This window comes from Chryseobacterium sp. AG363 (genome assembly GCF_003610675.1).
Taxonomy (GTDB): domain Bacteria; phylum Bacteroidota; class Bacteroidia; order Flavobacteriales; family Weeksellaceae; genus Chryseobacterium; species Chryseobacterium cucumeris.
Window position 1 is genome coordinate 2,393,577 of record NZ_RAQF01000002.1, and the last position, 12,021, is coordinate 2,405,597.

At 36.1% G+C, this 12,021-nt stretch carries 9 protein-coding genes, 1 tRNA gene and 1 pseudogene; 6 read left to right on the top strand and 5 right to left on the bottom strand.

The genetic code is table 11. The features are described 5' to 3' along the window. The first annotated feature begins 10 nt into the window (after positions 1-10). Positions 11-907, top strand: a complete 897-nt coding sequence (locus DEU39_RS10880) for a 3-hydroxyacyl-CoA dehydrogenase (RefSeq protein ID WP_120232235.1) — start codon at positions 11-13, stop codon at positions 905-907. Positions 908-1,290: 383 nt separating this feature from the next. Here the strand turns inward: DEU39_RS10880 and DEU39_RS10885 are convergent, their stop codons facing one another. After that, positions 1,291-2,964: a glutamine--tRNA ligase/YqeY domain fusion protein gene (locus DEU39_RS10885; protein WP_062674372.1), complete on the bottom strand. Its 1,674-nt coding sequence runs from the start codon at positions 2,962-2,964 to the stop codon at positions 1,291-1,293. Between the two features lie 152 nt (positions 2,965-3,116). Here DEU39_RS10885 and DEU39_RS10890 point away from each other — a divergent pair, with 152 nt between their 5' ends. Both DEU39_RS10890 and DEU39_RS24385 read left to right on the top strand, forming a co-directional pair. Beyond that, on the top strand, positions 3,117-4,247 hold the full coding sequence (locus DEU39_RS10890) for an alpha/beta hydrolase (protein ID WP_120231947.1): 1,131 nt from the start codon (positions 3,117-3,119) through the stop codon (positions 4,245-4,247). Between the two features lie 445 nt (positions 4,248-4,692). Next, positions 4,693-4,860: a bacteriocin-like protein gene (locus tag DEU39_RS24385; protein ID WP_156121559.1), complete on the top strand. Its 168-nt coding sequence runs from the start codon at positions 4,693-4,695 to the stop codon at positions 4,858-4,860. A gap of 14 nt (positions 4,861-4,874) precedes the next feature. On the opposite strand, the gene DEU39_RS10895 is transcribed toward DEU39_RS24385, so the two are convergent. Together DEU39_RS10895 and fbp are read right to left on the bottom strand one after the other, a co-directional pair. Further along, a complete protein-coding gene (locus DEU39_RS10895) occupies positions 4,875-5,879 on the bottom strand; it encodes an o-succinylbenzoate synthase (RefSeq protein ID WP_120231948.1) in 1,005 nt (334 codons plus the stop codon). Continuing rightward, complete coding sequence (fbp, locus tag DEU39_RS10900) at positions 5,880-6,896, bottom strand: class 1 fructose-bisphosphatase (RefSeq protein WP_034695188.1); 1,017 nt, start codon at positions 6,894-6,896, stop codon at positions 5,880-5,882. It abuts the gene before it with no gap. A gap of 323 nt (positions 6,897-7,219) precedes the next feature. Between fbp and DEU39_RS10905 the strand changes: the two genes are divergently transcribed. From DEU39_RS10905 to DEU39_RS10915, 3 genes are all read left to right on the top strand, one after another. Next, positions 7,220-8,458 carry an aspartate kinase gene (locus tag DEU39_RS10905; protein ID WP_120231949.1) on the top strand — a complete coding sequence of 413 codons (1,239 nt, stop codon included), beginning with the start codon at positions 7,220-7,222 and terminating at the stop codon, positions 8,456-8,458. 22 nt (positions 8,459-8,480) lie between these two features. After that, positions 8,481-10,322: a lysophospholipid acyltransferase family protein gene (locus DEU39_RS10910; protein WP_062674365.1), complete on the top strand. Its 1,842-nt coding sequence runs from the start codon at positions 8,481-8,483 to the stop codon at positions 10,320-10,322. Positions 10,323-10,431: 109 nt separating this feature from the next. Beyond that, positions 10,432-10,504, top strand: a tRNA-Phe gene (locus tag DEU39_RS10915). A gap of 588 nt (positions 10,505-11,092) precedes the next feature. Here the strand turns inward: DEU39_RS10915 and DEU39_RS10920 are convergent. Together DEU39_RS10920 and tssD are read right to left on the bottom strand one after the other, a co-directional pair. Next, positions 11,093-11,483: pseudogene (locus DEU39_RS10920) on the bottom strand (hypothetical protein); the annotation flags it as partial. Between the two features lie 126 nt (positions 11,484-11,609). Beyond that, positions 11,610-12,014, bottom strand: a complete 405-nt coding sequence (gene tssD, locus DEU39_RS10925) for a type VI secretion system tube protein TssD (RefSeq protein ID WP_034695169.1) — start codon at positions 12,012-12,014, stop codon at positions 11,610-11,612. Positions 12,015-12,021 lie beyond the last annotated feature (7 nt).

The window sequence follows — 12,021 nt, forward strand, 5'->3', positions numbered from 1 at the left end:
AATAAATCTCATGGATTTTAAAAATATAACGATAGCGGGAAGCGGCGTATTAGGATATCAGATCGCTTTCCAGACGGCCTATCACGGTTTCAACGTTACCGTATATGATATCAATGATGAAGTATTGGAAAAAGCCAAAGGTAAATTCACCGCTTTAAGTGAAGCTTACAAAAAAGATCTGGGCGCAACGAAGGAACAACTTGATGCCACATTTAAAAATATCAATTATTCATCAGACCTTGCTGAAGCAGTTAAAGATGCCGATCTTCTGATAGAAGCAGTTCCAGAAGATCCAGCAATTAAAACAGAATTCTACCATAAGCTGGCTAAGGTTGCCCCGGAAAAAACAGTATTTGCGACGAATTCTTCTACTCTTCTTCCAAGTCAGTTTGCTGAGGATACAGGAAGACCGGAGAAATTTGTAGCCCTCCATTTTGCCAATGAAATCTGGAAGCACAATACCGGAGAGGTAATGCGGCATCCGGGAACTTCTCAGGAGGTATTTGATTCTGTAATCAGATTTGCGAAAGCGATTGGAATGGTAGCACTACCTATCCAGAAGGAACAACCCGGGTATATTGTCAATTCATTATTGGTTCCGCCGCTTGGCGCTGCAGTCAATCTCTGGGTTGATGAAGTATCAGATATAGAAACCATTGATAAGACATGGATGGTAGCTACAGGAGCACCTGCAGGGCCTTTTGGTATTCTGGATATTGTAGGAATTACGACGGCTTATAATATCAATAAGATGGAAGCTGAAGAAACTCAGGATCCGTTAAAGATAAAAGCTGTAGAAAAATTAAAAAAAGAATATATTGATAAAGGAAAACTGGGAGTATTGACCGGGGAGGGATTTTATAAATATCCAAATCCCGCCTATCAGGACAAGGATTTTCTGAAGTAGAATCTTAAATTTCAGATTTTTAGCTATTAAAATAAATCAGGACTTGCATTGAAGTCCTGATTTTTTCTTATCAATTATTCTTAAGATTAATTCTGATTTAATTTTGTCTGTTGGAATTCGCAGGCGCAAGTTTATTTTTTAACCCGTTTTTAAGACGCAAAGATTTTATCTACGATAAAATTGATATTTGTTGATCCCTGGAGCTTAGAACATTTATCAATTAATTAGTATAACACATGCCGGAAATCTTCGATTTCCTCGCGTCTTAAAAATATTCAGAATGAATGAATTTCTTTGCGCCGTTGCGTATTCCAACAAAAACAACAAAAAGCAGGACTTCATTTGAAGTCCTGCTTTTTGTTTTTATGATCTATTCCTTAAAATTATTCAGGTTTATAAGAATCTTTCAATGTTACTGTTCTGTTAAATACCAATGTATCATCTGTAGAATCCTGATCTTTCGTAAAATATCCGATTCTCTGAAACTGTAATGGTTCTCCCACAGCAACTTCTTTCAGGCTCGGTTCAGCAAATCCTTTCACTGTAGTTACAGACTCAGGATTGATGAAATTTAAGAAATCTACATCTTTTTCCGCATCAGGCTGTTCCACTGTAAACAGTTGGTTGTAGATTCTTACTTCTACAGGAATAGCATGTTTTGCAGATACCCAATGTAAAGTTCCCTTTACTTTTCTTAAACTTTCCTCTGTTCCGCTTCCTGACTTACTCTTCTCATCATACGTAGCGTAGATCGTTGTAATCTCACCATTTTCATCCTTCTCCACCCTTTCGGCTTTGATGATGTAAGCAGACTTCAAACGAACTTCTCCTCCTAATTTGAGTCTGAAGAATTTATTGTTAGCTTCTTCTTTGAAATCTTCACGTTCAATATAGATTTCTCTTGAGAATGGAACTTCTCTTGTTCCTGCATTTTCCTGTTCAGGATTATTCTCAGTTTCTAACCATTCTTCCTTATCTTCCGGATAGTTTTCAATCACTAATTTCACTGGATCTACTACTGCCATTACACGCTTGGCAACCTTATTCAGGTCTTCACGCACGCAGAAATCCAGTAACTGAATTTCGATAAGGTTTTCTCTTTTCGCTACCCCTACTTTTTCAATAAAGTTTCTGATAGAAGTAGGAGTAAATCCTTTTCTTCTCATCCCAGAGATAGTAGGCATTCTAGGATCATCCCATCCGGTTACTACTCCTTCAGCTACCAATCTTTGCAGCTTTCTTTTGGAAGTAATCATATAGGAAACATTCATCCTTGCAAATTCTCTCTGCTTATTTTTAACATTTCCTTCTTCATAAACCTGATCTAAATACCAGTTATACAAAGGTCTGTGATTTTCAAACTCCAAAGAACAAAGGGAATGTGAAACCTGTTCTATATAATCGGATTCACCATGAGCCCAGTCGTACATAGGATAAATTTTCCAAGCTGTACCGGTTCTGTGGTGAGGTTTATTCAAAATTCTGTACATCACAGGGTCACGCATATTCATGTTAGGCGAAACCATGTCAATTTTTGCACGAAGAGACATTGAACCACTTTCAAATTCTCCGTTTTTCATCCTTTCGAATAAATCTAAAGACTCTTCAACAGGACGATTTCTGTATGGGGATTCAATTCCCGGCTCTGCAGGATTTTTTCTTTGCTCAGTAATCACTTCAGACGGCTGCTCATCTACGTAAGCTTTTCCTTCTTTAATTAACCGAACTGCCCAATCATAAAGCTGCTGGAAGTAATCGGATGCATACAAAACTTTATCCCATTTGAAACCTAACCATTCTACATCTTTCATAATAGAATCTACGAATTCCTGTTCTTCTTTCTCAGGGTTCGTATCGTCGAAACGAAGGTTTACCGGAGCATTGTATTTTTCACCAAGCCCAAAGTTGATGCAGATGGCTTTTGTATGCCCTACATGCAGATAACCATTGGGTTCAGGTGGAAAACGGAAACGGATCTGATCTCTTCTTAAACCGTTTGCCAGATCATCTTCTATAATTTGCTCAATAAAATTGAGTGATTTTTTTTCTTCTTCCATTAAAGTAGCTTTTATTTTTTTGCAAAAAAAGTTTCACAAAGTTACGGAAAAATAAGCTTTTGTAAAAGTGGTAATTTAAATGCCTTACCTGTTGTATTTCAATATTTTTCACTAATTTCGGAAAGCTAATACCATTTTAACCATTAACCGTTATGGCTGTTTATATCTTAAGCAACCGGAAAATTATCCGGCATAAAGGTGAAAGAGTAGACTCTTTTTCCAATGAAGAATACTCGATTCCCAATTTCAGGATCGCCAAATGCAATTTTGACAATTATAAGGAACCTACTGCACAGGCCAAAAAGAAAAAAGACTATACCAACAGAAACATTTTAGATTACAAACTTTTTTCTGAGCCTGAAAAACAGGGGTATGAAGAGGTTTTAGACGTTCTGTTGAGCGAAAAAGGAATTAAAAACTCCCCTCTTACAGCCAATAATCTTGGTGGCACCCAAAGAATGTTTTATGAATTGTACAAAAACATGTCTTCTACAAAAGACAGAAGCGATGTCATGATATTCATCCATGGTTATTTATATGATTTTGATGATGAATTAAAAGCCATACTTGATCTGAAAAAAATATTTATTGATAATCCAGCCTCTCCTGTGGAGCATATTTTATTTGTAAGCTGGCCCGCCTCCGGCAGTATAATCCCATTGAGTTATTTTGATGATAAAGCTTCCAGCATCAATTCGGGAACATCTTTGATGAGATTGTTCTATTTCTATACTCAGTTTTTAAAAGATATTTTTTCCAACCGGGATCTTGCTCCCTGTAATCAAAGAATACATCTTGTGGCTCACTCTATGGGAAACAGAGTGCTTCAAAGTATGTTATACAGCCTTAAAAGGGAAAATGTCCTTCGTGTTATCGACCAGGTCATCCTGTTAAATGCTGACGTGAGCTATAAAGTATTTGAAGATGCTGAGGATTCATTTAATAAGCTGCCCTTACTGGCTAACAGGATTTCTATTTACTTAAACAGACAGGATATTATTCTGGCGGCTTCTCAGTTCACGAAAAATATTCTCACTCCAAGGCTGGGTAAAAATGGTCCGAGCGGTATTGATCAATATAAAGATATTGTGTCTGTCATCGACTGTACCTTTGTAAAAGATGATCTTCTCAATAGTCTTAAATATGAAGTAGGAAATCATTGGGGATACCTTTCAAGCTCGCAGGTACAGCATGATATTTTCCAAAATTTATATGGAATTGACAGAAATCTTATTTCCAACAGATCCAAAGATAATGAAAACATTTTCACAATTTTTTCTTAACAAATAATTAAAATAATCTCCAAAAAATGAATTATAAGTTAAAAATCAGCTAAGAAATATCAGTATGGCACAATGATTGCTAATTCATTTGTTAGGGAATTACAATTTTTAATTATGGGACAGATTAAAAAAAGGTTTTCTGATATATTAAACTATATAAAGAAAGCCATTTTCGTAAAAGATGTGATTTAATTGAGTAACAACCTCTAAATCAACAAAATATTCGATCTATAACTGCCAGGTCCTCCTACAGACCGGATTAAAAAAAATTCAAATATTCTGAACAGGAAGGGATTGCAGGTGAAAAACTGAAACCAACCAAATTCATTCAACACTATCTAAATATTTCAGGGAAATTGTTAAATAATATTAAATAATTCCCCACATGTTGTATAATTCAAAATAGTTATCGACATTTACTTACCAATCAAATAAAATCAATAACATGAAAAATCTAAAGAAAATCAAAAGAGGAGAATTAAAAACCATCAAAGGAGGAAGACCACCTCTTGGATGCAACAGTTGGAATCCGGTTGCCATGTGCTGCAGATCATGGGCTCCTGACTATTGTGGACAAACTACCTGCCCGGATTCTCCTCCACCATTATGCTAATTAATTTTTAACAGTTATATTTTGAACCACAGCAGCTCATTTCTGAGTTCTAAATCGGATTCAAAATTATTGACAAATAAAGCTCCAGTGCCTAAACCTTGAGGCATTGGATTTTTTTTGGTAAATGTATACTGAGCAATGGCGTTCAAGCCGATATTACTTTCCAAAGCTGAAGTAATCCACCAACCTATATTCTGATTTTCTGCCAGAGAAATCCATTCATCTGAACCAGAAAATCCTCCTACTAAGGCAGGTTTCAGAATAATATATTGAGGATTTATCCTTTCTAAAAGTTGTTTCTTTTTTTCAGGATCAATAATTCCGATCAGTTCTTCATCCAATGCAATCGGAGTAGGTGTTTTTGCACATAGCTCAGCCATATCATCCCAATTTCCAGCCTTGATAGGCTGTTCAATGGAATGAATATGAAGATCAGCAAGTTGTTGTAAAACAGTAACCGCTTCCTCTTTACTGAATCCCCCATTGGCATCCACACGAAGTTCCAGTTGTTCTTTGGAGAACTTTTCTCTTAATTTCTGAAGAATAACATGCTCAGATTTCCAGTCGACACCAATTTTTAATTTGATACAGTGAAAGCCTTTTTCCAGTTTTTCCTGAATCTGTTCTTCCATATACGCTGCGTCGCCCATCCATATCAGACCGTTGATGGTAATGGCAGACTTTCCTTCGGTAAATTCACTTGGAAAATATAGGCTGCCTCCATATCTTAAATTCTGAATGGCCTGCTCATATCCAAACCAGATGGAAGGAAATTCTTTCAGTTCTCCTTTCAAAAAGTCGGTATCCTGATTGATATTCTCACAAAGCCACTTCAGTTTTTCTTCATAATCGGGTCTGTCATCAAAACTCAGTCCTCTGAAGATAGCGCATTCCCCTACTCCTTTTCTTCCATCTTCGGAAATGGTCAGAATAAAAGTCTCTTTATCAAGCAAAACGCCGCGAGATGTTCCACTCGGGCGTTTAAATTGTAATAAATATTGTAAGTATGTTGCTTCCATTTATTTCACGCTGTCGATACGCATAAATTCTTCAGCTTTTTCTACCATTTCAATACTTCCGCAGAAGAAAGGAATTCTTTGGTGAAGTTCTGTAGGCTCTATTTCAAGAATTCTTCTGAATCCATCAGTTGCTTTTGCTCCTGCCTGCTCTGCCAGGAAGGCCATTGGATTACATTCGTATAAAAGTCTTAATTTACCATTCGGAGCTTGTGAATAAGAAGGATAAATATAAATACCTCCTTTCAGCATGTTTCTGTGGAAGTCTGCTACCAAAGAACCGATATATCTTGAAGTATATGGGCGGTCACCTTCTTCCATCTGGCAGTATTTAAGGTAGTTTTTTACACCCTGAGGAAATTTGATATAGTTACCTTCGTTAATAGAATAGATTTTACCCGTTTTTGGGAAAGTCATGTTAGGATGAGAAAGATAATATGTTCCTAAAGATGGATCTAATGTAAATCCGTTTACTCCATTTCCTGTTGTGTAAACAATCATGGTAGATGAACCGTAAATAACATATCCTGCAGCAATCTGGTTGATTCCTTTCTGTAAAAAGTCTTCCAACTGTACCGGTGTTCCAGGTTCTGTAACTCTCCTGTAGATCGAGAAAATAGTTCCTACGGAAACATTTACGTCAATATTGGAAGATCCGTCCAAAGGATCAATTAATACAACATATTTACTCAAATGTCCGTTTTCACCACATTTAATATCAATAAAGTCATCATTTTCTTCAGAAGCAATACCACAAACAACCTCTCTCTGAGACAAAGCCGTAATAAAAATTTCGTTAGCGATAACGTCTAATTTCTGCTGCTCTTCTCCCTGAACGTTTTGGTTTCCTGCAGCCCCTGTAATATCTACAATTCCGGCTTTATTTACTTCTCTGTTTACCACTTTCGAAGCCAATCTTATTGCACTTAGAAGACGAGAGAATTCACCTGTAGAATACTGAAAATCGTCCTGTTTATCTATAAGAAATTCTCCTAAAGTCTGTAATGGTTGATTTGACATATTTTTCTTTTTACGTTTTGCCCAAATTTCGGAAAATTTATTGCATTAAGAAAATTTAATTAAAAAAGAGATTAAGTGCTGTATTTCAGCACAATACAAATAAAACATAACATAACACCTGGTCATTATTAAAAATTACACCTCCAAATTTGTTTGCTAAAACCCACAAAAAAATAAATTATTTCATTATTTGTTGATTTTAAGGAAATCTTAATTCTATCTCTGCGCCAGGCTATTTCATATCTCGTTGTAAATTTATAATTTTGACGTCCGTAAAAAACTCATGTAATTTTTTATCTAACAATTTTATTTTTAACAATTTAATGAAAATTTTCAAGTTTGGTGGAGCATCCGTAAAAGATGCTGACAGTGTAAAAAATGTGTCCATGGTTCTAAAAAGCCAGGGATTTGCCAAATGCTTGCTGGTAATTTCAGCAATGGGCAAGACTACAAATGAGTTGGAAAAAGTTGTAGAACTTTATTTCAAAAAAGATAACTATCAAACTGAGATCGAAAAGATAAAACGAAAACACATGGAGATTGCGGAAGGACTTTTTCCTGAAAATCATGCGGTTTTTGCTGAAATTAATCTCTTCTTTGATGATATTGATTCTTTTTTAAGAAGAAATAAATCTCCTAACTACAACTTCGTATACGATCAGGTGGTAAGTTGCGGAGAAATGATCTCTACTAAAATTGTGAGTGAGTATCTGAATGAAATTCAATTTACGAATCAATGGCTGGATGCCAGAGATTATGTAAAAACTGATAATTCTTACAGAGAAGGCACGGTAGACTGGGCAAGAACAGAAGAGTTTATTTCCCATCTAAATCCTGAAATCTGCTATGTAACACAAGGATTTATTGGATCTGACGACAATAATTTTACCGTAACGTTAGGAAGAGAGGGTTCTGACTACTCTGCTGCTATTTTTGCATACTGCTTAAATGCAGAAGCAATGACGATCTGGAAAGATGTACCGGGAGTAATGACCGGAGATCCGAGAAAATTCAACGATGTAACTCTTCTTTCCAACATTTCTTATGAAGAAGCAATTGAAATGGCTTATTATGGAGCAAGTGTTATTCACCCAAAAACATTACAGCCGCTACAGCAAAAAAACATTCCTTTTTATGTAAAATCTTTCTTAGACCCTACCAAAGAAGGAACAAAAGTAGGTACTTCCGACAAAAACCAACAGGAAGAATCTTATATTCTGAAAGAAAACCAGGATCTTTTGAAAATCTCTACCAGAGACTTCTCTTTTATTGCAGAAGATCATATGAGCCTGATTTTTGGATACTTGTCTAAGTACAAAATTAAAGTTTCCCTGATGCAGAATTCTGCAATCTCTCTGGCACTGTGCCTTGAGGATAAATTTAATCATATTGATGAGCTCAACGAAGAGCTTCAAAAAATTTTTAAAACCGAAGCAATTAAAAATGTATCTTTATTCACAGTAAGAAATGCGAAGAAGGATCACATTGATAAATTTTACCATGAAAAAAATGTATTATTGGAACAAATCTCCAAGAATACTCTTCAAATGGTAACACAATAATATTAATTGCGACTAAACACACATGAGTTTAATTTCGAAAAACGATCTGATCAAAGCTTCCGGCTTAAATAAAATTGGGTTTCTCAAGAACCCGGTAGCATCTGCTGTGATGAGCATTGCTAAAATAAACGAAGTAAATAAATTATACGATAAATTAAAAGACAAGGAAGGCAAAGACTTTTTTGACTCATTTGTGAGAGAAAGAAACCTAAGCTATGTAGCTTTTGAAGAGGATCTGGCAAAGATTCCGAAAACGGGACCGTTTATTCTCGTTTCCAATCACCCGCTGGGTGCTATTGACGGTATTCTGATGTGCAAGGTCCTGACAGAGGTTCGTCCGGATTTCAAAGTAATGGGGAATTTCCTTTTGGAAAAGATCAAACCTATGGAACCGTATGTAATCGCTGTAAATCCTTTTGAAAACAGAAAAGAAGCGTACAGCAGCTCTTCAGGAATGCGAGAAACCCTCAAGCATTTGCAAAACGGAGGCTGTGTAGGTATATTCCCGGCAGGAGAAGTTTCTAATAAAAACAATCCTTATGGAGAAATTTTAGATAAGGAATGGGAAAAAACGGCACTTAAGCTGATCAGAATGGCTAAAGTGCCGGTAGTTCCTATGTATTTCCATGCTAAGAACAGCCGACTTTTTTATCAGGTGGCTAAGCTTCACCCGAATTTACAGACACTGATGCTTCCAGCAGAAATGATGAATGACAGGGAAAAACCTATCAGAATCAGAATCGGACGTCCTATTACCGTAAAGGCAATGGATGATATGGAAACGATTGAGGAATTGGGAGAGTTTCTGAAACGTAAGGTGTATATGATGAAATCTTACTATGAAAAGAGAAAATCTCTTGCTCAAAGCATCAATCTTCAGAATTTATCGGTAAAGTTTCCTTTATTGAAGGAAGAAAACATTGTTCAGAATATCATTGATGAAACTCCTCTGGAAGACATTATTAAAGATGTTGATAAACTGAGAGGAACTGATAAAATGCTTTTCAGTAACGGAAATTATGAGATCTACTTTACGACTTACGAAGAAATCCCTTCTATTATGAGGGAAATCGGACGTCAGAGAGAGCTTACTTTCCGTGCAGTAGGTGAGGGAAGTAATCTTCCATTTGACCTTGATGAGTATGACAAACATTACCACCATCTTTTCCTATGGGATAACGGTGAGAAAAAACTGGCTGGTGCTTACAGAATGGCATTGGGTAGAGAGGTAATGAAGAAATATGGTATCAAAGGCTTCTATACAAGCTCTTTATTTGAGTTTGAACAGGACATTCATCCTTTCTTCAAAAAAGTGATTGAAATGGGTCGTGCTTACATCTGCCAGGAATATCAGCAGAAACCTCTTCCACTCTTCCTTTTATGGAGAGGGATTGTGCATGTATGTCTGAGAAATCCTGATCATAAATTCCTTATGGGTGGCGTGAGTATTTCGAACAAGTTCTCTGAGTTCTCAAAATCGCTGATGATTGAGTTTATGCGTTCCAATTATTTTGATTCCGCAGTAGCTCAGTATATCACTCCAAGGAATGAATATAAAGTAAAGCTTCGTGACAGAGATAAAAACATTTTCTTTGAGGAAATGGAGTCTGATTTGAATAAGCTGGACAAGATTATTGATGATCTTGAACCTGAATTGAGACTTCCTGTTCTGATCAAAAAATACATCAAACAAAATGCTAAAGTAATTGCTTTCAACGTTGACCCTAACTTCAATGATGCCATTGACGGATTGATGTACATCCGAATCAGTGATCTTCCGGAAAACACGATCAAACCGGTATTGGAGGAGATGAGCGAGCAAATCAGAAAGGAGCAGGAAAATAATCCGGCTGATAATCAGTAAGTTTTTAACTTTATTCAAAAAAAGTACGATGAATACTTGCTTTGTATACTAAAACTTACTACTTTTGCATCACTTTAAAACAACGAAGTAAGTCAAACAAAAATACAATGGTTTCTTAGCTCAGTTGGTAGAGCAATGGATTGAAAATCCATGTGTCCCTGGTTCGATTCCTGGAGAAACCACTTTAAAACCTCTGATTAGTCAGAGGTTTTTTTGTTTTCTATTTATTCCTATTCATGTTCCATAATTCCCTGAACTCGTACCAAACTAGCTTTTAAATCAGACAGCCCATACTAATTGTTTTTCTGCATTTCTTCTTTCAACTTAGGCCATTTACCTTACTTTTTGAATCATCTTCAAAATACGCTCCTAAAATATTCTATCTAGATTCCCAGCCACCCTATTCCTATGATTTTTTATTGAACAAAAAATCATAGGTATTTGCAAGATAAGCTACCATTTTTTTTAAATAAAAGCACAGTTAGATTTAAATGTGCTTTATATATTATTTTTTAGGATGCTGTTTTCTCCATTCTGTAATATTCATAGGTTGGTTATCTGGGCCGCAGGTACTGTTATACTCACATTCTTCAGCAAAATATTCATCGTGGTCTGCATTGTCCCACCATTCTTTAAATTTAGGAAGGTTAAAATAATTATTTTTCTGTAAAATATTTACTTCCTCCTGATCTAAAAGAAACGTAACCTCCCCATCAATTTTAGAGTTTTCTCCGTATCCTTAAACAAATCTTTTGTCATACTGAGCCTTCCATTTTAGTATGACTGCTGCTGTTATACCCCAAAAATTTAGGATTGGCATGAACAGCATTCAGTTCTACCTGAACATCTGTCGCATTACTTCCATAGACAAGAGAGATCGGTTTTCAGAAGTCGGAAGTTTGCCAAAATGAAGTACTTCACCATCATAGTAAAACTGTTCTCCGTAAGCTTCGGCTGTTCTTGCAATTGAGCTTTCCCAAGAGAATCATGGGCCAGAATAAGTTCAAAATTGTGCTGGCGTCTCGCACTCTGCTGTAGGCGGAAATGCTTGAAGTGTTTGATTATTTTGCCTTCAATCACAATATCCAGTTTTACCACACGGTTGATTCCGGGAATATGATTCTCAGAAATCTTATCGGAATTTGAGGCATTTTTATTCATAGTGATTAGGTGTTTTTTCAGAACTTTATTTGGAATAAACAGTCGTTCTATAAGGTTAAAAAAGGCAGAACAGTGTCCCTTGAAACGGGTGTACTATTCTGCCTGATATTTAAATTCTGAATATGCTTAAGAAGGCCATGCTCCAAAGTACGAAGAATTCCCCAGATCTATCTGTTCTGCACTTACCACAAAACTAATATACATACTGTTGTCATCCACAGCGTCGAAATCTACTTCATGCTGAATTACATAACCATTGTTCCACTTTAATGTTGTTAGTGTTCCTTCTTCGTGAGATTTGTTGAAAGTAATCTCTCCTACTGTAGGCTTATACTTTCCGTTCAGTAAACTTTCCAGGATGTCTGATTTATCCGTAGCTTCCACCGTAATTTTGATAAGAGCATTGGAAGGATCTGATGCTACACGTCCTGATACATCTGTAGCTCTTGATACGCTATAATTAAGTTTTAATAGCTTTTGTCCTTCTCCGTTGTTGAATTTTAAAATTCCTCTTGAGTTTCTTTCTGCCATGATTATA

Coding starts and splice junctions, on each gene's coding strand:
- DEU39_RS10880 (WP_120232235.1), top strand. CDS start 11: ATGGATTTTAAAAATATAACGATAGCGGGAAGCGGCGTATTAGGATAT.
- DEU39_RS10885 (WP_062674372.1), bottom strand. CDS start 2,964: ATGGAAGAAGAAAAAAAATCACTCAATTTTATTGAGCAAATTATAGAA.
- DEU39_RS10890 (WP_120231947.1), top strand. CDS start 3,117: ATGGCTGTTTATATCTTAAGCAACCGGAAAATTATCCGGCATAAAGGT.
- DEU39_RS24385 (WP_156121559.1), top strand. CDS start 4,693: ATGAAAAATCTAAAGAAAATCAAAAGAGGAGAATTAAAAACCATCAAA.
- DEU39_RS10895 (WP_120231948.1), bottom strand. CDS start 5,879: ATGGAAGCAACATACTTACAATATTTATTACAATTTAAACGCCCGAGT.
- fbp (WP_034695188.1), bottom strand. CDS start 6,896: ATGTCAAATCAACCATTACAGACTTTAGGAGAATTTCTTATAGATAAA.
- DEU39_RS10905 (WP_120231949.1), top strand. CDS start 7,220: ATGAAAATTTTCAAGTTTGGTGGAGCATCCGTAAAAGATGCTGACAGT.
- DEU39_RS10910 (WP_062674365.1), top strand. CDS start 8,481: ATGAGTTTAATTTCGAAAAACGATCTGATCAAAGCTTCCGGCTTAAAT.
- tssD (WP_034695169.1), bottom strand. CDS start 12,014: ATGGCAGAAAGAAACTCAAGAGGAATTTTAAAATTCAACAACGGAGAA.